We start from the raw sequence: 24,737 nt of genomic DNA, 5'->3' as shown, positions 1-24,737 counted from the left end.
TTTATTGATATTTTTTTAGTTCAAGTCTCCCAATCTGCGCACGGTGTACCTCATCCGGACCATCTGCAAGACGCAATGTCCGTGCATTTGCCCACTGTGCCGCCAAAGGAAAATCCTCTGATACCCCGGCTCCTCCAAGTGCCTGAATCGCCCGGTCAATTACTTTAAGCGCCATTGAAGGGGCCACGACTTTAATCATAGCAATCTCTGCTTTTGCCACTTTATTCCCAACCGTATCCATCATATAAGCAGCTTTGAGTGTTAATAGTCTGGCCTGTTCAATTTCAATTCGTGAATCAGCAATCCATTCCTTAATGACCCCCTGGCTCGAGAGTGTTTTCCCAAAAGCAGTTCTCTCCTGTACACGTTTACACAAGATCTCAAGTGCTCTTTCAGCTGCTCCAATCAGCCGCATACAGTGATGAATACGGCCTGGCCCCAGCCTTCCCTGTGCGATCGCAAACCCTTTCCCTTCCCCTAAAAGAATATTTTCTGCAGGCACCCTCACTTGATCAAAGGTTATCTCTGCATGACCATGCGGTGCGTGATCGTATCCAAAAACAGGCAGCATTCGTTCGATTTTCACTCCTGGAGCATCAAGCGGCACCAGTATCATGGACTGTTGTTCGTAACGGTCCGCTGCAGCATCTGTTTTTCCCATTACGATTGCAATTTCACACCTTGGATCGCCGGCACCTGAGGACCACCATTTCTTCCCGGTGATGACGTACTCATCCCTATCTCTTTCAATCCGGGCTTCAATATTGGTTGCATCAGATGAAGCAACATCCGGTTCAGTCATGGAAAAACAGGATCGGATCGTTCCATCCAGAAGTGGATTGAGCCAGGTCTTCTTTTGACTTTCCGTTCCATAACGCACCAGTACTTCCATATTCCCTGTATCAGGCGCATTGCAATTAAAGACTTCAGGGGCAATGAGTGAACGGCCCATCGTCTCGCATAATGGAGCGTATTCTGTATTTGTCAGCCCTGCCCCGTACTCACTTTCCGGCAAAAATAAATTCCATAGCCCTTCTTTTTTTGCTTTTTGTTTTAGCTCCTCCATTATGGGGGGAACGCGGCTCCAGCGAGTTTCTCCTCTGCCCAGCTGCTGCTCATATACGCGTTCATTTGGATACACATAGTTTTCCATAAATGCCTGCAGCTTTTCGTCAAGTTCCCTTACTTTGGAAGAATACGAGAAATTCATCACTCTCACTCCTTTACTAACTAACCGGTCGGTATGTATAATTAAAGTATAGCGATTACCCATTATAATTCAACTGTTTTCTGAAAAATCAAAATAGAAAGAGCTTAGGACAAAAGTGTCTCTAACTTTTTGACCGGTTCGCTGCGCTTCAGGCGGACGCTTTCCGCAGGGACGGCGCTGAGCCTCTCCAGGCCCTTGCCCTGGGTAGTCTCAGCTTGCCGTCAAATCCTGCAGGAGTCGCCACCTTGCGCTCCGCTCTCCTCTTACTATTGATAAATACTTCTTCATTCTTAAAATACTTTTGAGTTTTGTCCCAGCCTCTTTTTAGACAAATTCCTGTTTTGACTTTGCATCCTTATCCAATGTCTGCCGCAAACATTGCTTCAAATGCCTGATTACGCTTCAGCTGCTCTTCCTTATCAGCCAAATCATATTTTTTCAGCAAATGAAATAGTTCATTCAGCGTTTTTTGGTTGGGGTTCGAGTTCAGTAGCTTTTCAGACCCGCTATAAATGGACTGAGGCAAATGAGTTTTCTGGCTTTCCAGTTTGTTTATTACATCCTGCTTTGAATGGTCAATCGTACATGACATTATGATCACCCTTTTCTTTGTTATAGATGGCAGATTCCAACAATTTTTTTGAGGTAAACGCTGCTAATGTTATTGTCGCACTTTACCAGCTTTATCACCATAAATACATTCTTATGTATCCATTTTATTATTTTAAAATAACATTAATTTCTTCTCATTCTGGAGAAAACTCTTTTTACCAGTAAACGAATAACCATTTAGTGCTATTAATTTAATAATGTTTTGATTAATTTTCCAAATACTCAATCAAATAAAGCTGTAGTATTAAATAGTATAAAAGGATTTTTCTGTTAAACTCCGGTGTCGTTATGCCGATATAACAAATGGTGATACATATTTTAAGGAGGTTTTAGGATGAAATTACATAATAAAGTAGCCGTTATAACAGGCGGAGCAGATGGAATTGGTAAAGCAACAGCACGTAAATTTGTGGAGCAGGGGGCGAAGGTGATTGTAGCCGACGTCAATGAGGCCATCGGACAGGAAACCGTCAATGAACTTACCTCTGCCGGCGGGGAAGCTTCTTTCTTAAAAACAGATGTAACTGATTATACACAAGTTGAAAAACTGGTTGAGCATGCCGTTCAAACTTTTGGCAGCCTTGACATTATGTTTAATAACGCCGGTATTGGCATTAATAAACCTTTTCTGCAGCATACGCCAGAGGATTATCATGCCGTTGTGAACGTCAATCAGCATGGTGTTTATTACGGAATGCTTGCAGCTGCCAAGAAAATGAAGGAGCTTGGTGTAGAGGGCGTCATTATCAATAATGCTTCTGTATTTGGCTATGTTGCTACTCTTGGAATTACCGGCTACCAGGCAGCTAAGGGGGCTGTTGTCATGTTGACTAAGCATGGCGCTCTGGAATTGGCTCCTCATAAAATCCGCGTTGTCGGTGTGGGTCCTGCCGCTGTGAACACGAATATTGTAAAAGGCTACGAAAAAGCAGGTCTGCTTGATTACATGAAGCGCCAGCAGCTGACACGTGAGTTAATCGAACCTAATGAGATCGCGGATGTCGTTGCGTTTCTTGCATCCGATGAAGCCAGAGTGTTAAACGGTTCTGTTGTCATGGCAGATGACGGTTTTGCCAGCTTCAAATCAGATATCCGTCCATAAAAATTTACTGATTGAGGGAGAAGCACATGCATAGAATTCAACACATGCTGGAGGAAGATTATAAAAAGAAAAATCTGCTGATGTTCAGTGCTTTTTCTATATCTCTTGTATTAGCTTTATTTAATTCAATCGCTTCAAAAGAAATGAGCACCATTCTTTTATTTTCAGCTGAAATCATCACGTTCGTACTGGCATTCGTCATTTTTCAAAAAATATTGAAAAAATACGTTGTCTTCCCCTATATCAGTGTCATCCTGGTTAATTTATTCACGATGGCCGGCATTTTTATAGCTGACGGAGGCTGGACGGTTATTTTAGTAACGATATTTTTAGCTATTTTTTCAGTTGTTCAATTCAACAAAAAAATCTTTGCGATTGGTTACAGTTTAGGATTTGCCACACTTATTCTAACGCTGATGTTCGGTACAAAGGATGTCGAATCGATTGCAGAAAACATTCCTACTATCTTTTTAACGTATCTTCTTTCGGGACTGATCCTGAGCGTGCTCATCCATTTAAACAGTTCAACTGCTAAGCAGATCAAGAGTCTAATTCTTGCAGCAGAAGAAAATGCGGAAGAACAGAAGATTCAAAAGGAAAAGCTTCAGGTCCGTGTGCAATCCATTCTTCAGGGCGTTACAGATACGAACGAACGGATTCAAAATAATTTAATCGCCCAAAATGAAATGAGGGCCGGTTTAAATGAAGTATCCGCCGGCAGTCTGCAGCAAAGCGAACAAATCACCAATATTTCTACCAATGCAACCCTTTCACGGGAAGTCATGAACAAGCTTCAAGGGCTGATGAATGAATTGTCGCTGGAAGCAAAACAGACAAAGGAAGTTACTTCTTCAGGCGAGGAAAAAGTCTCTTTATTTAACCGTGATGTTCAGGAGATTCATTCGTTTATTTCAGATTTAAATCATACGTTTTATCAGCTAAGTGTAAAAATAGAAGAAACCAACTCTTTTTCTGACACCATTAAGCAAATCTCGGAACAAACGAATCTTCTTGCTTTAAATGCATCCATTGAAGCGGCACGTGCCGGTGAGGCAGGGAAAGGTTTCTCTGTCGTTGCGGAAGAAATACGCAAACTAGCAGAAACCACAAACCGTACAGCAGAAAGTATTACGAAGAATTTAATTCAGGTCAGTAAAGATAATGGTGCTACACTGAAGAAAATGGAAATCAGCGAGAAAAAAGTAACAGGCATGCTGGATTCTTCCGCTCATATTGTACAATACTTTGAACAGCTTACTTCCATCTTCCAGAAAATCACGACGAATCTTGAAGAAACGGAAAAAATCTCTGTACACGTTGTAAGCTCCGGTACAGAGGTTGAGCAGTCCACGGCTGAATTAGCGGCGATCTTAGAAGAGGCAAGTGCGAATTTAGAAGAAATGAACGCGACCGTTGAGAATCTGACAGATGATAATAGAAAAATTGCCGATGCGATGGCTGAAACTACACAAAGTGCCAATGACATCTTACAGGATCGTTAATTTAAAAAGAAGTGAGATAAACCGTGTCTCCGGTTTCTTGACCGGTTCACTTCGCTTCAGGCGGACGCTTTCAATTTCACAATACAAGAAGAATGATAAAAAAAGAAGCCCTATCGAACAACTAAAGTTCAATGGGCTTCTTTTCTTCACTTAATTTGAAACGTTGAAATTATGATGCTTTTGGTCTTTTGTGTTTACCAGGTTTTTTAATAAAGGGATTGATTTCATTCCCTTCTGAATCAAAGTATTGAACGTCTGCTTTTTTCGCTCCGCCTTTTACTTCAAGCTTTTGAATGTTCTCTGCCCCTTTAACAACAGAAGCATTTTTATGCCTAATTTCAACTTTCTTAATTTTGTCACCTGAAAAATCATATTCTGATCCAGGAAGTCTTGGATGCAGCGTGACATGAATGTCTTTAAATCCTTTTCCGGAGAATGTTACGTTCGTGCCGCGGATGATCAGGTGTTTCACTTTGCTTTTCTTATCTGCCACAATCTCTACATTGTCTTCGAAAACGGTGACGCGCTTATCATCATAGTCGCTTAGATTAATGATTTTCTGCTCATCTGGAGCTGGTTTCGCGTTTTTAGTCCAGGTTCCTGAATCAACAGTCCGTCCATCTACTGTAGTGACTTCAAGAGTCACTTTATCTTCACTTACAGTAAATGCAGAGAATAATTGCACATCCTCTGAAAACAGCTTGTCTGCATATTCGTATTTTTCCCCTGGATAAAATTTTGGTCCTGCTGAACCACCCGTTATATAAACCGTGCCTTCTTCAGCCGGTTCTCCGTTTTGCATAGGAAAAGTTCTCATATAGTTATGGTCATGCCCTGAAAGAACGAAGTCCACTTTTGCTTCTTCTATTACCGGTGCGAATATTTCAAGTGTACGATCAGACCCTCTCAAAGGATTACTCAAGTAAGGCGGCCGGTGGAACATGACGATCTGCCACTGCTGATCAGAAGCTTCAACCATTTCTTTCAGCCACTTAGATTGCCTTTCCACCGATTCGTTGCTTGCCTCAGAGTTAAGCACTAGAAACTGGGCATCACCGTAATCGTAGGCATAGACAAACTCCTCTTCCCCCTCAGGACCATTTTTCGGATATTGGAAGTTGGATCTGAATGTTTCTTCTCCTTCTCCATATACGTCATGATTTCCAAGTGTAGCCATAAAAGGAATCTTGGAAATTAATCCTTTTGAAGCGTCAAAGAAATGGTCCCACTCTTTAAGCAGATTCCCATTTTCCACGACATCTCCACCGTGCAGCATAAAACGGGCGTCCGGGTGCTTTTCAAGGCCTTTTATAAACAATTGTCTCCACAAGTTAAAGCCTTCCGGATTGCCTGCTTGACTATCCGCAGTAAACAAGAACGTGAACGGCTCATTTTCTGCTTCTGTCCTGAATGTTTCTTCTTCACTCCATTGACCTTCTATTCCGCTTCCTGCTCTGTAGCGATAAACTGTTCCCGGCTCAAGATCAACAGCCTCTGCTTCGTGTACCCGCATCTCGCCGATAGGGTCAGCAAACAGGGAGCTATCTCCCTGCACTGTGATAAGGTTTGAAGAATTAAAACCATCCTGGTCTTCCTTTTTTACGAGCTGAACTACAGTATTATTGATGGAAGGTTTGGTTCTCCACGTAATGCTTTGTGTAGTTTTCGGACTATCCTGCCAGGAAAGAACAAGATTCTCCGGCTTCTGACTGCCCAGTTGCGGAAGAATCTCTAATTCCATTAGCTGACTTACATAAGCATCCTTCTGTGCTTGTAGGCGGATCGTTAGCAAGCTCAAAGCGACGATATCCGTTGTTAGTTCTCCATTCTCATTTGTACTTCCTAAAGGGTTTCCCCAGCTTTCAATTATTCCCGATTCACGATGAAGCCAGCCGGCCTCCCCGTCTTCGAGTATAATTTGAGCAAACTCGCCTTCTTCTTTCATTGAAATAAACCGGTCCCCTGCTTTAGCCTTTTTAACTACACTTTCCCCTTCCGGCGTACTAAAGATGTCTGCCTGTTCCTTTACAGTAAGTAGATTTGCCTGGGGTTCATCAATTCTGATAATAGCCCCTTCAACAGGCTCATCTGATTCCCTGCTTGTTACGGTAAATGTGGTTTCTGAACCTACGCTTATTCCTTTTGCTTCAAGCAACAAAGGCTGGGTAATTTCCGCTTCGTACGGCAAGAGTCTGGCAGTCCGTTCACTGCCGTTTAAGTACGTGTACTTACTTTGTCCTAGTTCAACACGGGCAGCCCCCTTACTTGCGACTCCGGGTGTAAACGTCAGCTCAGCGATCGTATGTAGAGCTCGCGAATCAATTTCCACCTCATCAAGATTTGCAAAAGCAAGCTGTATACTGCCTTCTTCATTATTAACCTGATTTATTACAACATTGTCATCTGTTAAAACAGGATCAATACCTGCCTGAATACCTTCTTCATCAGGATTAGCATCGACAAGTTGAAGAACTTCAGGGTCAAATGAGATAGTTGCCTCAGCATTCGTTAAAGCGTTCATGTTCTCAAGGGTCAATTCAACGGCAAAGTCGATTCCTGGATAGACTTCTTCTGGTCCCGCGAGACTGAACTCAGGACCGCCTGAATCAATTTGAAAGCCCCAGCTTTTAAATTTCGGATTGCCAGCTAAATCTTTTACTTCCAAATAAACATCATGATACCCATCTGCAAATTTAGAGTCCGGTTTATACGATACCCTACCGGATTCCGGAAGATACTCATGTTCCACCTCAATCCCATTGACCTCCATTTGAATGGCCCCGGCATCAACTCCTGATGAGTCATCTGCAACCACTGCAGAAATTACCGGAGTATTTGAATCAACTTCTGCACCATCTGAGGGAGAAACCTCTGTAATTTCAGGATTCACTAAATCTTCACCTGTATCTCCATAAACAGCACGGATCTGATCAATATAAATAGTACCTGCTGTTTTATTGTCGTCACTAGTCGCCATATACCTTACAGGAATATCCATTCTTAGTGGAAGGGGTCGTCCTTCAGGTACTGCAGCCTCTACATATTTCCACCCTTCCCACGTAAGATTATTAGCAAAGTTGATTGGAAACCAATTCCCGTCCCCATCTCTCATCTGCCCTCTCAACCAGTGATTATTTCCATCTCCATAAACCCACATGCCGATCTTCTCTGGATAGCCTTCAACCTCCAGCAGGTCTGTTGAAGAGGCATAGACGCCTGAAGTGCCCTGTAAGCCAATAAAATCATAATCAAGTCTCATAGCATGATTCCCCAATCGGACAGGATCATTGGGGGCTGTCGCAAGGCTTAAATCAATAGAATTATAACGGGCTCCATGAACATACCAACTGTCAATTCCGTTTTCAAAGTCTTCAATTACAACAGGATCCTTTACAGCTTCTTCCGCACCAACAGAAGAATCTGGTATGTAACCGCAAATCATCAGAATCGCCAGCAAACAAGCTAAATAAGAGCGCTTACGCGATGTTTTCATTTTTATCACCCTTTTTCTTAGTCTCTTCAGTTAAAGCAGAATAACAGCCCATACTCACATCCTTTCTACTAAACTCACACTAATCATAGCAAGAAGAACTATCCATTATTGGTATATTTGAAATATGTTGTAAAATAGTTCTATAGTAGATAGTTATGTATCATTTGTAAATATTTACAGGCTGAAAGTCCTTTAAAATCTTAATCAAAAAATTATATTCACTTAATAAAGTCGGTCATTTTCGTTCACTTAATATGAGATAGGAAAAATTAGGGGGATGAAATGAAATGAAATGAAATGAAATAAAATAAAAAAAGCCAAATCGGAAAGAGGTTCCGATCGGGCTTCTTTTTTTATTACCGAAGAATTTGGAGATTATGCTGCTTTTGGTCTTTTCGGTTTACCAGGCTTTTTTATAAAAGGATTAATTTCATTTCCTTCTGAATCAAAATATTGAACGTCTGCTTTTTTCGCTCCGCCTTTTACTTCAAGCTTTTGAATGTTTTCTGCCCCTTTTACAACAGAAGCATTTTTATGCCTAATTTCAACTTTCTTAATTTTGTCACCTGAAAAATCATATTCTGATCCAGGAAGTCTTGGATGCAGCGTGACATTCATTTCTTTAAATCCTTTTCCGGAGAATGTAACGTTCGTTCCACGGATAGTAAGGTGTTTTACTTTGCTTTTCTTATCTGCGACAATCTGAACATTGTCTTCGAAAATCATGACGCGCTTGTCGTTATAGTCACTTAAGTTAATGATTTTCTCCTCATCCGGGTCAGGCTCAACTTCATTTGCCAGACTGATTTGAGCAAGAAGCGGATCATGGTCACTCGCTCTGCCATGTTCTTCCATAAAGTCGGAATTTATGTGAATAATGTCAAACTGAGAGCGGTCCTTAAGGTTATTGGACACAAGAATATGATCCAGTACTTGTGCGTTGCCTTCATAGTTATACGTATATCGATTTTCTTTTTCAACATGTTCGACCAGATTCGTCAGCTCTTCTCCCTTGAGTGCCTCTAATGGAGCAGAGAATTCAAAATCATTCATATCTCCCAGTACGACTACATTGGCATCCGGTGTTTGCTCTTTAATATCCTGAACAAATCCATTCACCATTGTCGCAAGTTCCACCCGCTGTGCTTCACTGCCGAGGAACGGAGGCTGATTTTGGCCGAATAAAGGCTGATCTCCGCCTTTTGAATTAAAGTGATTCACGATGACGATCACTTCTTCTCCGTTAAAGTCAAATTCTGCAACAAGTGATTTACGAGTATTTACAAATTCAGATGGAGTAATACGTCCTGGATTGAGTGTCAATTCTCCATCCACGTAATCAACCGCTTCTGTAGCTGAACCGGCTGTTCCTTCTGTTAGTTCTGTCCGTTCAGGATTATAAAGGAAGCCGTTTCGGATATTGCCTCCCGGCTGCCCGCCATCCTGTTTATCCTCAGGTGCAATTTCTGTGTAGGCATATTCCGGTCCGCCCAGGCGCACAATTTCATCAATTAAACGCTGATAGCTTTCAGATGCTGATACAGTTCCATTATCTGTTGGACCATTGCTGTCCTGAACCTCCGTTAACCCAATAATGTCCGGTGAATTCAGGTCTGTGATAAAGGACTGTGCAATTCTTGTTACTTTTTCATCGCTCGTAGCCGAGGAATTCGCTGAGAAATTTTCTATATTGTACGCAGCAACTGAAAGTTCCTCTTCGTTAGGTACAATAGTTGAAGCGGCAGGCTCAAGACCGCCATCTGTAAATGTCGGTGCTGTACCTTTTCCAACAAGCACTTTATACTTGCCAAAACCGTAGCTCATAACGCCTGAGGCTGGAGTTGCTAATTCATCACCGGTTTTAACAACCAGGTTATCGTTGTCAACATCGATCGTAACCCGCTCAGGATTGAAATCATCTTCTTTTAAAATAGCACCGCCTGCACGGGAATACTCCTCATCTCCGCGGTTGGTGATAACGGCAACCTCGCCATATTTTTGAGGACCGCTTACTGTACCTTCTGCAACCTCAACTAGCATTCCTTCAATACTTTCATAAAAATCAATTCCGTCTTCCTCAGGTTCAAATGCTGTTAAATTATCATTGTCAATGATTTGAGTAGGAACCTCCATGCCATCCGGTCCGCCAAGAACGATCGGCTCAGGCAAATCGATGGAATCAGCTTCTTTAACCACTCCTGAAGCGTTGATTTGCGTAACAGGGAGGTCATTTTGCGCACGGTCATCATACCCTTCTACAAAGTACTCCATTACCGTACCGCTTGCTTTTACATGATTACCAACTGTCATTCCATGACTAGGACGGTAGACGAGAATTCCTTCAGATGTCTTTGGATCTTCATCCGGTTCAATGGATTGCATATAGAAGCTGCTCCCATTAACGACATAGGTTACTACACCCTGCACATCCGCTACCGCTAACCCCTCATAGTCAGAGAAGTGGTCTGCACCTTGAATATCATGGATTCGAATTTCATCTTTTTGAATAATGTAGTTAAATTCAACAATTTTACTAGGCGTCATTCCCTCTTTTACAGCGAACGCTTTTAGCGTGGTGTCTGCTGTAATTTCAACACCGTCTGTATATTTCTCACTCGATGTTGAAGGATCAGATCCGTCCGTAGTGTAATAGATCTCTGCACCTTCCGTCATCGTTGTTAAAGTAATTTTGTCCCCTGAGGCTACGAATCCACCTGCAGGATTTGCTTGAACAAGGCTTACCTGATTTGAATCAAATACAACGTCAGCCGCTGTTCTCGGAACAAGTTGATACGTCCCTCTAAATTCGCCAACGACACCTGTGACAGACTCATACGTGCTGTCAGTATCAAGCGTTATTGCTGGATCAACAGGACGAATGACAATTGGATTTCCGTTTTCATCCACACCATTGTAATTTCCGCTTGCAAAAGACTCGACTGCAACAGCAGAGGCTTCCACCAGCATTCCCTCTAAAGCTTCTGTTAGCCCTTCTTCAGGAATTTCAACAGCGGCAGGGATTTCTTCCTGACTCAAAACGGTTACATTTTCCTGAGCTGCACTGATTTGTGCCAAACCATTATAATCTTCAAGTACACCCAAAACATCGATTACATCACCAGGCTCTGGCTGAGCAGCAGAACGCACGACAATCCCTGCTTCCTCATCCTGCATATAGATGTTATTGGCTCCGCCTTGTGCAAAGACTGCTGTTACAGTCCCTTGAGTAGAAACGGTGCTGCCTGTATCCTGTTCTCTTGCTTCTCGAATGGTAGAGGCTTCAACCACATTGTATGTATAGGTCGCCATTTCGCTGTCATCAAGACCATCAGCTTTAGCATAAACCTCAAATACGGCATCTTCATTTACTTCAATGGCACCGGTATAAAGCGTTTCTTCTCCGCCATTTAGCGTATAGTAGATTTCAGCATCCGGTGTAGAAGTTGTGAAAGAAACGCTTTCCCCTTTCAGCACTTGGCCGCTTGGAATGCTTGCCTGAACAGCTGAAACTTTCGTAGGGTCTGCATCATTGGTAGACCATGTGATATTATCCAGTACAATTTGAGAATTCGATTGCACCTTTTTAAATTCCAAAGTAAATGGTCCTTCAACATCCAGATTGTCAAATGTAGATGTCGACGGGCCTTCTCCTGCAAGAACATTGTCTGTTGTACCAATCAATACGTCATTCACATACACTTCCAGCAAACGCGCATTTGTTGACGTAAATGCTGCTTTCGTGTCGACTGTTAAAGAGGAGATTCCCCCTTCAATTGGAGAGGATGCAATTCCTTTTCCAGCATCACGAAACATAATTCCATTTCCATCAATATTAAATGATGTGTCGCTGTTGGAAATACGTCCTCCTGTATATGTCCAATCGATTCCATTGACTCCGGTAAAGGATCCATCAACGTAGCTGGAACCTGACAAATCAAGGGCATCAAACGTTTCCGTGACGGTTGCAACTGCTCTGGATACAGAAGCAAAAGGAGTCAGAAGACTTAAAATCATAACAAGTACAACTAAACGAGCAACTTGCTTTGAGACACGATTCATCTTTGCACTCAACCTCCATAGTAAAATATTCGAACATCTACTATGTTATAAGAATAGTTCTTCTCTCACCATAGACATTGGGAAAATTTACGAATAATTAATACTAACGTCCTTTTCACTTGATTCTTGCTGGTTCTTTTAACACTTAATTTACAACAATGAAAACAATTACTAATTCTTTAGAATTATGGAGTCTGATGTCAAGAGGAGCTATGTTAAAAGCTTGTAAACACTTTGCCGTACTAAAGGGGCCTGGCTCCTTTAGTACGGCAAAGCATCTCCAAAAAACAGATTCCTTGCTTTCACCCCCCCACCTTCCTTTAGAATAAAAAGACCCTTTTAAGATCGCTTAATCGGGATACTGGAATTGGAGGTTTTAGAATGTCTAATATACAAGGAAAAGTTGTCATTATTACAGGAGCTTCAAGCGGAATCGGAGCAGAAACGGCTAAACTGCTAAGCAGCAAAGGAGCTAAAGTGGTTCTGGCAGCAAGAAGTGAAGACAAGTTAAAAGACCTTCAGGAATCGATTAAACAAGAAGGCGGAGAAGCCATCTACAAGGTGACGGATGTGACGTCTGTTGAAGAAGTAGATGCTCTTGCTAAATACGCTAATGAAACGTACGGCAAAGTAGATGTCCTGTTAAACAATGCAGGATTAATGCCATTATCTCTATTGAACAAACGGAAAATTGATGAATGGAATACCATGATTGATGTAAATATTAAAGGCGTGCTGAACGGGATTGCGGCTGTTCTTCCTTATATGAGAGAAAAGAAGGAAGGTCATGTTATTAATATCTCTTCTGTCGCGGGACATGAAATTGCACCGGGAAGTTCTGTTTACAGTGCAACGAAATTTGCTGTTCGCGCCATCACTGAAGGACTCCGTATGGAAGAATCGAAGGAAAGCAACATCCGTACAACCATTATTTCACCAGGAGCAGTACAAACACCGCTAAAAGAAACCATTACAGATGAAGACGTAAAATCGTCCATAGACGAAGTATATAATGAAGCAATAAACCCTGACAGCATCGCACGCACCATCGCATTTGCCATTGAAGAACCGGCTGATGTTGCAATCAATGAAATTCTTGTTCGTCCGACTGTGCAGGAATGGTAAGATAAACTAAAAAGAGGCTGGGGACAAAACCCAAAAAAGTTTTAAAAAGAGGATATATTTATTACTAGCAGCAGGTGAGCGGAGCGGAAGGTGGCGACTCCTGCAGGATATGACGGCAAGCTGAGACTTTACAGGGCAAGGCCCTGAAAAGGCTCAGCGCCGTCCCTGCGGAAAGCGTCCGCCTGAAGCGCAGCCGAACCGGTCAAAGAGCTTGAGACACTTTTGTCCCAAGCTCTTTTTTTATTCCTTCTTACCGACAATTCCATAAAAGAAAATATTCGTAATTTCTTCAGTAAGCGGCAAAATTTTTGCGTAGACATCCTCACGCTGAACATAGTCCTTCAGCATTTGCACATAAAACATAATTGCTTCATTCGATAGGTCCTGATCAATATACCCTTGCTCTTTCCCCTCCTGAAACAGCTTTGAAAAGTAGGGAACGGCCTTTTCGTTGTAGATCCTCTCTATATAATTTCCTTCTTTTGAATATTCCTGCATAAGATGCTGATAAAATTCTTCATTAAGCTGTGAGGCGACTGCCTGCTTGTTAAAAATAATCTGTTGAATTTTTTCATGAAAAGGGGCTTCACTTTTAATAATCACTTCGAATTTTTCAAACGACTGATCGACATAATAAATAAAGACATCGTGAATTAATTTATGCTTATTCTCAAAGTAGTTATAGATAGTCACCTGGGAAACCTTTGCTGTTTTTGCGATTTCAGCAATTGAAACTTTTTGAATGCCAAAGTCCAAAAACAGACGCAAGGATGCTTCTAATATGTTTTGCTTCTTTTGCTCTCTTCTTCGTTGAAAACCGTCCATCTTACTCACCTCTATTTTTATCATAATAAAAATTATGTAATAAAACAATTAATATAGTTCATAATCTATTGTAATAAGCTTCTTTTTTGTATATTATGAACTATATAAGTACAAATATTTTATAACTTTCACATTAACCCTTTTTAAAATACAAGGAGGCTTTCATATGACGGTACTTCACACAAGAAATTTAACAAAGAAGTTTGGGAAGTTCACTGCATTAAATGGCGTGGATCTGGAGGTAAATAGTGGTGAAGTGGTTGGATTTATCGGGCCGAACGGTGCAGGAAAATCCACTGCGATCCGCATTTTGCTTGGAATTATTAAACCCACTTCCGGGGAGGCGCAGATTTTCGGACGTAATGTGTGGAAGGATGCAGTCGATATTCACGCTAAGGTAGCTTATGTTCCTGGAGACGTGAATTTGTGGCCAAATTTAACAGGCGGAGAAGTCATCGATTTATTTATGAAGCTGCGCGGCGGTTTAAATAAAAGCCGGCGGGATGCACTTATTCAACGTTTCAATCTTGACCCGTCCAAAAAATGCCGTACGTACTCCAAGGGGAATCGCCAAAAAATTGCACTAATTGCGGCATTCGCCTCAGATGCAGATCTATATATATTGGATGAACCTACTTCAGGGCTTGATCCATTAATGGAAAAGGTTTTTCAAGAGTGCGTGCTTGAAGCAAAGGCTGCAGGTAAAAGCATTCTCCTTTCGAGCCACATTCTTTCTGAAGTAGAAAAGCTCTGTGACAGGATCGCCATTATTCGTCAGGGAGTCATTATTGAATCAGGAACTTTAGAAGAATTGAGGCACTTGACGCGCACTCAACTCCTGGTTAAAACGCAGCATACCATAACAGATTTGCAAGAAATGATTGGGGTTTATGATATCGAAACAAATGAACATGGTGCCCTTTCTTTTCAAATTGATTCAGAAGCGCTTGATTCAGTGATCAAGCATGTCAGCCAATTCGGCCTTATTAAATTGGAAAGCTCCCCTCCAACGCTTGAGGATTTATTTATGAAGCATTATGAAGTAAATAAAGATGCTTCAAAAACAGGAGCAGGAGGTGTTTCGTAATGTGGAATGAGGAATTTCACAAAACAGGCAGCATGATCCGGTTTTTATTAAAAAGGGATCGGCTGCGGTTGCCGGTATGGATCCTTTCATTAGTGTTCCTCACCATGATTACAGCTTATTCATTTACGGACTTATATTCATCTCAGGGAGAAAGACAGGCGCTGGCGGAAACGATGCAAAACCCTGCTATGACCGCAATGGTTGGACCAGGATTTGGACTTGAAAATTATACAATCGGTGCAATGATGGCCCATCAAATGCTTTTATTTTCTGCAATACTGGTTGCCATCATGAACATATTGATTATCGTTCGGCATACAAGAACAGATGAAGAAGAAGGACGAATTGAACTCATCCGTTCTCTGCCAGTAGGGCGTGCTTCTTCACTGGCAGCGGCTATGCTGGTTTTACTCGCGGCAAACGTGCTGCTCGCTCTAATCACTGGAATAGGTTTGTACAGCCTGGGTACTGAAAGCATGGACTTAAATGGCTCACTGCTGTACGGAGCTGCACTGGGGTCTGCTGGACTCTTCTTTTCTGCTGTTACTGCTCTATTTGCACAACTCTCTCAACATTCAAGGGGGACTGTGGGCTATTCCATGGCGATCCTGGGTTTCTCATACATTCTTCGGGCAATTGGTGATGTCAGCAATGAAACGCTGTCCTGGTTCTCGCCATTAGGCTGGGCAACAGGAACAAAAGCGTTTGTAGATAATGATTGGTGGCCGGTTGTACTTGCCTGTGCAATGTCAATTTTTATTGCTGCAGGCGCTTTATATTTGAACCGTTTGCGGGATGTAGGCTCAGGATTCCTGCCCTCAAAACCTGGGAAGAAGCACGCTTCGAATGGATTACTTAGTCCACTTGGGCTATCCCTTCGCCTTCAGCGAACAAGCATTATTTCCTGGGCAATCGGCATGTACCTGTTAGGCGTTTCATATGGCTCGGTTCTTGGAGACCTGGAAGCTTTTTTTGCAAGCAGTGACATGATGAATGAAATGCTTCCTGCCGTCGAAGGCTTATCACTTACTGAACAGTTTTTGACGATGATTATGGCCGTTATATCGATGATTTGCACCGTTCCCGCCTTGCTTTTCATGCTGAAAGTAAAAGGAGAAGAAAAACAAGGGCGGACCGAACACCTTCTGGCAAGGTCCGTATCCAGATGGAAGCTGCTTGGCAGTTATGCTTTACCTTCTTTTTTCTTTAGCTTTGTGATGGTTCTTTTGGCAGTAACAGGCTTGTGGAGTGCAGCTTACTCAACGATGGAGGATCCTGTATCCTTTTACTCCCTCTTCAAAGGAGCAATGGTGTATCTACCTGCGATCTGGGTGATGATTGGCACCGCGATTTTTTTAATCGGCTTCTTTCCGGCTCTCACAAGTCTTTCACTGTTCTACTTGGCATACTCCTTTTTTATTGTTTACTTAGGAGGGATGATGCAGTTTCCGGAATGGCTCAGCAATCTTTCACCTTTTGGGTATGTCCCTCAAATTCCGATGGAGGAGTTTGATCTGACAGCGGTGCTGCTTCTCCTTTTAACAGCTGTAACCCTTTCCACTGCCGGTTTTGCGGGTTATCGCAACCGGGACAGTACAGGGTGATGGGTATCTTTTAAGAGCAGCCCTAATGTGAGTGGGCCGGGACTATGTTTACTCTTTCACAAGAAGGGAAAGTTCTTGTATAAGATAAATATAGGAGGAGTTATTAAAATGGGAAGACTTTCGAATAAAACAGCTATCATCACAGGTGCTGCAACAGGAATCGGCCAGGCAACGGCAGAGGTTTTCGCCAATGAAGGTGCGACCGTCATTTGTGCAGATCTTAAAACAGATGAACTGCAATCGACGATCGAAAAAATCCAGGGATCCGGAGGAAATGCAGAAGCATTTGAAGTGGACGTTTCAAATGAGGATAGTGTTAGAGCGTTTGCTGATAAGCTAAAGGAGAAGTTCGGCACAATAGATGTTTTGTTTAACAATGCCGGGGTGGATGAACAAGGCGGAAAAGTTCATGAATATCCTGTAGAATTATTTGACCGCATCATGGCTGTAGATTTGCGCGGGACCTTTTTATGCAGTAAGTACCTGATTCCGTTGATGCTTGAAAAAGGCGGTTCCATTATTAATAATGGTTCAATGTCCGGCCACGCAGCTGATCTGGACCGTTCGGGCTATAATGCAGCAAAAGGCGGCATCATCAACTTTACAAAGGGCATGGCGATTGATTATGCCCGAAATGGCATTCGTGTAAATTCTCTTTCTCCAGGGACTATTGAAACGCCCCTTATTGATGAACTAGTAGGCAGCAAGCAGGAAAAAATGGGAAAAGAATTCCGTGAAGCAAATAAATGGATTACGCCGATGGGCAGACTCGGCCAGCCGAAGGAAATGGCAACAGTCGCTTTATTCCTGGCATCTGATGACAGCTCGTATGTAACCGGAGAAGACATAAAGGCAGATGGCGGCATCATGGCTTATACCTGGCCTGGTAAAATGCTGATCGAAGAAGATGAGTGGAAAAAAGGAACGAAGTAAACCAACCAGGACTATCTAAAAAAGTTTAAAAACGAAACAGTATAGTAAGAGGTAAACATAGCACAAGTTGGCGACTCCAGCAGCAGATGAAGGCAAGCTGAGACTTTAAGGGGCAAGGCCCCGAAAAGGCTCAAGTCCCCTTCCCTGCAGAAACGTCCGCCTGGAGCGCAGTGAGCCAATCAATGAGCCTGGGACACTTTTGTCTCAGGCTTATTATTGTTCTTCTTTTATTTGTCCCAGCAAAGAAAGAACGGAACCCACTGCTTGAATCCAGCTCCCATATACACCCATTTGCTGGTAGTGAATTTTCTCTGATAATGGTAGATTTTCATTATTTCTCAGCTCATAAATGCCCGATATCGCCTGCATTGAATTGCCGATTGCCTGCAGCAGATTTCCAATAATGGCTTCAGCCTGACCGGGCGAAGATCCATCAGAAACCTCGTCTGCCAAAGAAACCAGACCCCCTAGTGCCTGGATCCAGTTTCCGCTAATGACAAGCCTGGCATTATTCAATTCATCACTCACCTGAACCAGCCCTGCAATAACGGTTACGTTCCCCACGGCCTGAAGTTCGTTTCCGGTTTTTTCAAGTGAAGGTTCTTCCTGCCCATCTGCTTCAAGAGCATTACCAGAGGCTTGCAAAACATTCCCCCATAGATTATAGGCATCTTTCCTGCGCTCAGTCAGAGGGAGAGAGGGCGTACTGCCCACTGCTGAAATGATCGTTCCAATTGCTGCGATGGCAGCACCAAAAACTTCCTTGAACTGATTATCCAAGCAGTTCCCCCCCTCTCTATTTAATTAGTTTATTCAATTTCTGAAAAGAGAACACTTCCATTTCATTCTGCAAGATACATGGCATTTATCTTTTCAAGTTTTTCGTTCAATTCCTCTACTCTGACAAAACGGGCTTCTCTTAACACTTCTCTCCCTTCTGCGTATAAAAGCAGACCGGGTACAGTAAAAATTGAAAACTGTCCTGCAATCTCCTGAATCTTTCCCACATCACCCTGGTAAAATTTTATAGCAGGAAAGGCCTCCATCATGTCTTGTATTTTTGGCAATAAGGCATGGCAGACGCTGCAGTTCTCTTTTGATAAATACATTAGCAGGACGTTCTCACCTGCAATCGCATCTTCTGCTTCCTGCAAAGACGTTATTTCAATAGCTTGTCTCAAAATGAATCACTCCATTTCTTTTTAGTAACGGCTGCTGGTTAGAAATAAAATAAAGGGAGTTAAGCAAATTTAGCATCACAAATTGTTTCAGCAAAATACGTTCTTCAACCTGCAGATTACACTTATTACCTCCGGCAGATTCCTCTTAGCTCAGATGCCATATCGTTGCATCAATTTAAAAAGAACTCTATACTTAATATAGTACCGTTTTTTAGGAGGTTAAATATTTGTCCATTCCATATAATGTATCATCTGATCACGCTTCTTTAATTACTGCCTCCAAGAGAATTTTTACGATTATCAGTGAGCGCCTGGATGTGAACACTGCATATGTTACAAAAAAAGGGTCGAGTGCCATGACGGTGCTAAGTTCCTATAATAAAAAGGATGAAATTATTCCAGAGGGCTACTCTGTTGAATATGATGGAACTTATTGCCGCCTGATTATTGCGGATCCGGAAAGTGCCATGACCACTGAAAATCTTATGAACAATGAAGTAACAAAAGAGTTAGAGGTTACTCCACAGCTTAATGTTAAAGGGTTTTTAGGTGTTACACTGCGAAATTTGCATGGCGAAGTATTTGGCACTCTTTGTGTAATGGATAAAGAGGAGAAGGATTTCAGTCAAGCAGATATAGATTATCTTCACGCAATGGCCGAGGTTTTGGCTCACACCATTGAATTAGACCAAACTACATATAATATGGGATTCCTGACTGTGCCGATCATTCCGATTACAACAGGTATTTCTATCCTGTCCATCCAGGGAATTATTGATGAAAACAGGGCACAGAAAATTCTACAATCCGTTCTTGAATATGGCAGCACCCAGCAAATTCATCATTTTATTATTGATTTGTCGGGCTTAATTATTTTAGATGGTATTTTTCCAAATGTACTGATTAATCTTGTGAAATCTCTTCAATTGATGGGCATTCAAACCATCGTTACAGGAATATCACCTGAAATTGCGAAATACGATATGAACAATGGCCAGGAGCTTTCAACACTTGATACCGAGATCGTTCGTAATTTAGAGGCCGCTCTTGCTTCTATTGGATTTTACCTGATGGAAAAAGAAGATCAATAGATAGTTAGAATAAGCCGCCGCACACCCAAGATTTTTGCGAGTGTACGGCGGCTGATCTTTATAAGTATTCAGGTTTTTGCGCATGGGTAGAGTCAATTTTTTGTTTCACAAAAGAAAAATCGGTTCTTATAAAATCCCATTCATTCGATTTCCGCCAGACTCGATCCACTCTCCTATTACACCTTTGATTGCATCTGAGATTTATTCATCCTTCCAAGAATCTGAAAGATGCCGATCAGAACAAACAGCAGCAAAATCGTTAAGTACCAGGGAAGCTCTGTAATCACTTGTCCAAATGCTGTGTAAAAGACTGCCGGCATAATCAGGCCTAATAAAGAAAAGTACAGATATTCTTTAAAAGATGCAGACATTTCGATTAAGTACAGGGATAAAAGATGAAAATGAACAAAGGGCATGATCCTCAGCACCATTACTTGAGACACCGTTACTTTGCGATCTTTAAATACTTTGTATTTGAGCCTGGTGAGCCTTTTTTTAAAACCCGGGAATTTATGAACCAGCAGATAAGATAACAAGCTCATCAAGGAAAGACCGATGAACGATAGCAATGATCCTTCTAAAAAACCAAATAATACGCCCCCTGCTATACAAACCACGATGACTGGTAAAAAGAAAAATGGCCGTAAAACATGCAATAAGACAAAAAGAACTGGCGCCAGCCAACCAGCGGACTCAATAAAAACCTCTAAGGATTGATCAAACTGATCCATATGACCTCTCCTGTCTGTATAAAATAATACCCATTCCGAGACTACCCTTTGTCTTCCCTCTATTGAGATATTTAAAATTTATTTTAAAATATCCCTTCATAATTCCAAATAAACGTTATATTTATCATTTCGTCAATAGTGCAATTTCCGTATATCATATCAATTGAAAGAAAATTGAATCTTTTCAAGAAATTATTCGTAATACTACTATACACCATTAAAAAGCATGAAATTCCAAATTTTAAAAAGGAGGAATCATTATGTTTGCAAAAGAAAACAAATTGTTCACGGGGAAAATGTTGACTATTTTGCTAATGGCGGCTCTTAGCCTTATAATTGCCGGTTGTTCAATCACCGGGGCAGCTGACAGTAATGAGGCTGCACAACCAAACGCAGCAGCGGATAAAAATACAAAAACCATTGAAACGGTAATAGAAAAAGTATTCAATGCTCCAGATGAGACATTCAGGGAATTAAATACTGCTGTAATGGAGGCACAAAAATCCTTAAAGGATCAGGAAGAATTTGATGCTTTTATGGAAACACCTCTCTATAAAGACCTTGAAGCTTATAAAGAGGATGAATATGCACAGCACTTTACTGATAATGGATACGAGTCATTTCTTTCCACAGGTTCTGCTTTTAGCTATAGTTGGTATGATGGTACTTTCAAAATGAATCCATCTGATATAGAGATCACTCAAAGTGAAAATCATTCCGCTCTGTATCATTTTACTTTCCGAGTGAATTATGAAAATGAAGATGGCAAAACAAACAATTATCTTTTTGAGGGAAAAGCGAATATTCCGCAAGAAGGGAAAATAGCGGAGATTGGATTTGAAGATAAGGATGGACTGCAACAGGAAATAAGCGGTGAATAGCTATCGTACTATAAAGTGACTTAAACACTGCCTTATTTAGGCGGTGTTTTTGTTTTTAAAAAAAGAGGGGATCATTTCAATTTTAAGTTTTGATGAACGAATAGAAATTATATCCCCTGACCAGCACGCTTTTGCCCATGCTACACGGAAATCTTTTAAAAAATTGTTTGTCTAAGAAATCTATAATCTTTCATTACGTTATACTCTCCTCATTTCATTGAACGGATCCAAAAAAACTTTATATAAACGATTTAAAATCGATCAACTAAACGTTTCTGCTGAGAAAGCTCCACTTCACTGAACGATAACAATTCTATGAGAAGACAAACGGATGTCAAAGAAGCGCAGGCAGCTTTCAGCAATTGTTTAAAGCAGCCTTTTTTAAAATACGGTCTTTTAACAATAATGAATTGTACACATCAGCATTTGTCGTGATTTTTTTACTTCTACTTTGAATAGATGTGTGAATAATCTAGTAAAAGGGAAAGCGTACCATATGACTAAACTACTTCATGGTATAAGAACATGTCCTGATATTGGTTCAGCAGTGTGTCAAGTTCCTGACTGCATTGTACGACATGGTGATTTGTATAGCCCAGTTTAGCTGCTTTATTATACATATCAACTCGCTTCTGATTAATTTGTTTTAGTAATATATATTGTTGATATACGTTTTGTGTCCTAGTCATTTCTACCACCTCCATATGAGTTCTAAATAATTCTATCGTCGAATAATTTACTTTTGTATTTACACAAAAATGATTATAAGATATTTTTTTTACTAAAGTTGTCGAACTGCGGCTGATTTTAAAAATTTCACAAACTTGTAACATTTGAAGATGCATATATTATAAAAAAGAAGACTATAACCCGTTTTTAATAGTATTTATACTAATTCTTCTATTAACTTTCGGAGAGTTTTATGCTGCATATATTTTAGTAAAAGATTGGAGAGAAGATAATGAAAAAAACGTGGATGATATACGGTGCGAGCGGCTATACAGGTGAATTAATTGCGAGGCTGGCCGTTAAAAATGGGCATACACCCATTCTTGCAGGGCGCAGAAGGGAAACATTCCATACTCTTGCTGAGGAATTAAATTTGGAAAGTCGTGTTTTTTCAATCGATGATCCTAAAATCATTAAAGAGCATCTAACCGGCATTGACCTCGTCCTTCATTGTGCAGGTCCTTTTCGTTCCACCAGTGCCCCGATGATCGAAGGCTGTCTGCTCTCTACTACGCATTACCTTGACATAACCGGTGAAGTGGAGGTCTTTGAGCATACGCATGCAAAAAAGCAGTCACAGCGAGCAGAAGAAGCAGGCGTGATTCTTTGTTCAGGCGTTGGGTTTGATGTAATCCCAACTGATTGCACAGCATTAAAGCTGATGGAACTGCTGCCGGACGCCACTCAACTTTCCCTCGGCTTTGACTCTGATTCAGGAATTTCCCCTGGAACGTTTAAGACCATGGTTCGCGGGCTGTCATCAGGAAGCCTGGAAAGGAAAGATACTGAAATTCAAGCATTTCCAATAGGGAAGAAGAAACGGACGATTGAGTTTGGAAGAGGAAAAAAGACAGCTATGTCCATTCCTTGGGGAGACGTCTCAACTGCCTATCATACCACAGGCATTCCTTCTATAACCACGTGGATTCCAATGCCTTCTTCGAACATACGGGCGGCACGCTTTATGAGCTTTTTGGGACCTTTCCTTGGAACCAAGCCTGTACAAAACGCACTTTTGCACCTGGTGGACAAACGTGTAAGCGGTCCGGATGAGGAGTCACGCGACACCTCTCCTGCATACATCTGGGGAGAAGCCAGAAACGACTCAGGAGAACAGTACACGGTTCGTATCCAGACACCGAACGTTTACAGTCTCACAGCATCCGGGGCATTGGAAGTTGCCATCCGGATTCTCAGTCAGGCCAATCCATCAGGCGGCAGTTATACACCTGCTGGCCTGTTTGGTTCAAAGCTGATTGAAGAGCTGCCAGGCTGCGGATCATTTGAGGTCGAACATGAGAAGTTGAATTAAGACTAAACAAGTTCTGAGAACGCTCACCAGAACCGCAGTAAATCAGCCAAAAAGCCTGGGACATGGTGTCCCAGGCTTTTTAAATGCAATTGATTTGGAAGGCGAAGACATTTTTCAAACGCACGAGACACTTTCAGCGAAAGCGAAAAACATAAGTTTTAACAGCTGTTATTTTACCTCAACGGTCCAGTCAAAGCGGTCTTCTAGTTTCCCGGTCTGAATCCCTGTGATAGTATCATACAGCCTTTGTGAAAGCTCACCAATTTGATGATCATTAATCACCATCTTTTTCCCCAGCCAGTTTAATTCACCCACGGGAGAAATGACGGCAGCGGTACCTGTTCCGAATACCTCTTCGACTGACCCGTCCTCGTAAGCCTGGTACAGTTCATCGATTGAGATTCTTCTTTCGACAAAAGGAATCTCCCATTCGTTCAGAAGCTCAATAATAGACATTCGTGTAATTCCTTTTAGAATACTGCCATTTAATTCAGGAGTGACCACTTCTCCTTTTATTTTAAAGAAGATGTTCATGCTGCCTACTTCTTCGATATATTTTTTATGCACTCCGTCAAGCCAAAGCACATCAGCATTGCCCTTCTTTTTAGCACTCGCCTGGGCCTGGTAGCCTGAAGAATAATTGCCTGCTGTTTTAGCCATACCCGTTCCGCCTTTGACCGCTCTTGTAAACTGATCTTCAACGTTGATGACTACAGGTTCAATACCGCCAGGAAAATAGGAGCCTACAGGGGAAAGAATAATCATCAGAGTATATGCTTTAGAAGGCCCCACCGCCAGATTCGGTTCTGTGGCAATGATAAACGGTCGGATATAAAGGGAGGTTCCTGCTGTAGAAGGCACCCAGTCCTGCTCCAACTGAATAAGCTGCGTCAAATAATCCAAAAGCTGATCTTCTTCTACAGGCGGAATGCTGAGACGCTCACTCGAAAGATTTAAGCGCTGAACATTTTTTTCAGGCCGAAAAAGCAAAATCCGGTTATCTTCTGTCCGGTAGGCTTTCAGCCCCTCAAATACTGTTTGTCCATAATGAAAGATCATTGCCGCAGGATCCAGGGTGAGCGGTTCATAAGGTCCAATCCTTGGCTCATGCCAGCCTTTGTCTTCTTCCCAATCCATCGTAAACATATGATCGGTAAAGGTAGTCCCAAATGGGATCTGGTCCCTTGATGGCTTGTCTTTTAATGCAGTATTTTTTACGATTTCCAGTTCTTTTGTTTTCATCTTCAGGACTCCTTCTCT

19 protein-coding genes are annotated in these 24,737 nt (G+C 41.8%); 9 read left to right on the top strand and 10 right to left on the bottom strand.

All coding sequences use genetic code 11. From position 1 onward, the window contains the following. Position 1: 1 nt before the first annotated feature. Together P6709_RS12395 and P6709_RS12390 are read right to left on the bottom strand one after the other, a co-directional pair. The gene (locus P6709_RS12395; RefSeq protein ID WP_278241242.1) at positions 2-1,210 is read right to left on the bottom strand and encodes an acyl-CoA dehydrogenase; all 1,209 of its coding nucleotides are present in this window, start codon (positions 1,208-1,210) and stop codon (positions 2-4) included. 355 nt (positions 1,211-1,565) lie between these two features. After that, positions 1,566-1,802: a hypothetical protein gene (locus P6709_RS12390; RefSeq protein ID WP_278241241.1), complete on the bottom strand. Its 237-nt coding sequence runs from the start codon at positions 1,800-1,802 to the stop codon at positions 1,566-1,568. Between the two features lie 354 nt (positions 1,803-2,156). On the opposite strand from P6709_RS12390, the gene P6709_RS12385 reads away from it, so the two are divergent. Then, a complete protein-coding gene (locus P6709_RS12385; RefSeq protein WP_278241240.1) occupies positions 2,157-2,924 on the top strand; it encodes an SDR family NAD(P)-dependent oxidoreductase in 768 nt (255 codons plus the stop codon). Between the two features lie 26 nt (positions 2,925-2,950). Then, the gene (locus P6709_RS12380) at positions 2,951-4,426 is read left to right on the top strand and encodes a methyl-accepting chemotaxis protein (protein ID WP_278241239.1); all 1,476 of its coding nucleotides are present in this window, start codon (positions 2,951-2,953) and stop codon (positions 4,424-4,426) included. Positions 4,427-4,595: 169 nt separating this feature from the next. On the opposite strand, the gene P6709_RS12375 is transcribed toward P6709_RS12380, so the two are convergent. Both P6709_RS12375 and P6709_RS12370 read right to left on the bottom strand, forming a co-directional pair. Beyond that, on the bottom strand, positions 4,596-7,919 hold the full coding sequence (locus tag P6709_RS12375) for a metallophosphoesterase (protein WP_278241238.1): 3,324 nt from the start codon (positions 7,917-7,919) through the stop codon (positions 4,596-4,598). Between the two features lie 375 nt (positions 7,920-8,294). Then, positions 8,295-11,978, bottom strand: coding sequence for a chitobiase/beta-hexosaminidase C-terminal domain-containing protein (locus tag P6709_RS12370; protein ID WP_278241237.1), 3,684 nt, complete (start codon positions 11,976-11,978; stop codon positions 8,295-8,297). 381 nt (positions 11,979-12,359) lie between these two features. Between P6709_RS12370 and P6709_RS12365 the strand changes: the two genes are divergently transcribed. Continuing rightward, entirely contained in the window at positions 12,360-13,103 is a 744-nt protein-coding gene (locus tag P6709_RS12365) for an SDR family oxidoreductase (protein WP_278241236.1), read from the top strand. 240 nt (positions 13,104-13,343) lie between these two features. On the opposite strand, the gene P6709_RS12360 is transcribed toward P6709_RS12365, so the two are convergent. Beyond that, positions 13,344-13,928, bottom strand: a complete 585-nt coding sequence (locus P6709_RS12360) for a TetR/AcrR family transcriptional regulator (RefSeq protein ID WP_278241235.1) — start codon at positions 13,926-13,928, stop codon at positions 13,344-13,346. 166 nt (positions 13,929-14,094) lie between these two features. Between P6709_RS12360 and P6709_RS12355 the strand changes: the two genes are divergently transcribed. The 3 genes from P6709_RS12355 to P6709_RS12345 all read left to right on the top strand — a co-directional run bounded on the left by P6709_RS12355 (position 14,095) and on the right by P6709_RS12345 (position 17,552). Continuing rightward, complete coding sequence (locus tag P6709_RS12355; RefSeq protein ID WP_278241234.1) at positions 14,095-15,015, top strand: ABC transporter ATP-binding protein; 921 nt, start codon at positions 14,095-14,097, stop codon at positions 15,013-15,015. Beyond that, complete coding sequence (locus P6709_RS12350; RefSeq protein ID WP_278241233.1) at positions 15,015-16,619, top strand: ABC transporter permease; 1,605 nt, start codon at positions 15,015-15,017, stop codon at positions 16,617-16,619. The genes P6709_RS12355 and P6709_RS12350 overlap by 1 nt, the downstream gene beginning before the upstream one ends. 108 nt (positions 16,620-16,727) lie before the next feature. Further along, the gene (locus P6709_RS12345) at positions 16,728-17,552 is read left to right on the top strand and encodes an SDR family oxidoreductase (RefSeq protein ID WP_278241232.1); all 825 of its coding nucleotides are present in this window, start codon (positions 16,728-16,730) and stop codon (positions 17,550-17,552) included. A 213-nt stretch (positions 17,553-17,765) separates the two neighbouring features. Here P6709_RS12345 and P6709_RS12340 read toward each other — a convergent pair whose 3' ends face one another. Then, positions 17,766-18,332 carry a DUF6944 family repetitive protein gene (locus tag P6709_RS12340; RefSeq protein ID WP_278241231.1) on the bottom strand — a complete coding sequence of 189 codons (567 nt, stop codon included), beginning with the start codon at positions 18,330-18,332 and terminating at the stop codon, positions 17,766-17,768. A gap of 62 nt (positions 18,333-18,394) precedes the next feature. After that, the gene (locus P6709_RS12335; protein WP_278241230.1) at positions 18,395-18,733 is read right to left on the bottom strand and encodes a thioredoxin family protein; all 339 of its coding nucleotides are present in this window, start codon (positions 18,731-18,733) and stop codon (positions 18,395-18,397) included. Between the two features lie 227 nt (positions 18,734-18,960). Here P6709_RS12335 and P6709_RS12330 point away from each other — a divergent pair, with 227 nt between their 5' ends. Further along, positions 18,961-19,824, top strand: coding sequence for an STAS domain-containing protein (locus tag P6709_RS12330; protein WP_278241229.1), 864 nt, complete (start codon positions 18,961-18,963; stop codon positions 19,822-19,824). A gap of 176 nt (positions 19,825-20,000) precedes the next feature. Here P6709_RS12330 and P6709_RS12325 read toward each other — a convergent pair whose 3' ends face one another. Then, positions 20,001-20,555, bottom strand: a complete 555-nt coding sequence (locus P6709_RS12325) for a TVP38/TMEM64 family protein (RefSeq protein ID WP_278241228.1) — start codon at positions 20,553-20,555, stop codon at positions 20,001-20,003. Between the two features lie 260 nt (positions 20,556-20,815). Between P6709_RS12325 and P6709_RS12320 the strand changes: the two genes are divergently transcribed. Then, positions 20,816-21,436: a hypothetical protein gene (locus P6709_RS12320; protein ID WP_278241227.1), complete on the top strand. Its 621-nt coding sequence runs from the start codon at positions 20,816-20,818 to the stop codon at positions 21,434-21,436. 500 nt (positions 21,437-21,936) lie between these two features. Here P6709_RS12320 and P6709_RS12315 read toward each other — a convergent pair whose 3' ends face one another. Then, complete coding sequence (locus P6709_RS12315) at positions 21,937-22,125, bottom strand: aspartyl-phosphate phosphatase Spo0E family protein (protein ID WP_278241226.1); 189 nt, start codon at positions 22,123-22,125, stop codon at positions 21,937-21,939. A 272-nt stretch (positions 22,126-22,397) separates the two neighbouring features. On the opposite strand from P6709_RS12315, the gene P6709_RS12310 reads away from it, so the two are divergent. Beyond that, positions 22,398-23,477, top strand: a complete 1,080-nt coding sequence (locus tag P6709_RS12310; RefSeq protein ID WP_278241225.1) for a saccharopine dehydrogenase family protein — start codon at positions 22,398-22,400, stop codon at positions 23,475-23,477. A gap of 168 nt (positions 23,478-23,645) precedes the next feature. On the opposite strand, the gene P6709_RS12305 is transcribed toward P6709_RS12310, so the two are convergent. Next, the gene (locus tag P6709_RS12305) at positions 23,646-24,719 is read right to left on the bottom strand and encodes a branched-chain amino acid aminotransferase (protein ID WP_278241224.1); all 1,074 of its coding nucleotides are present in this window, start codon (positions 24,717-24,719) and stop codon (positions 23,646-23,648) included. Between the last annotated feature and the right edge of the window lie 18 nt (positions 24,720-24,737).

It is taken from the genome of Jeotgalibacillus sp. ET6, assembly GCF_029667115.1.
Lineage (GTDB): Bacteria > Bacillota > Bacilli > Bacillales > Jeotgalibacillaceae > Jeotgalibacillus.
This window is presented reverse-complemented; position numbering and strand designations above follow the sequence as displayed.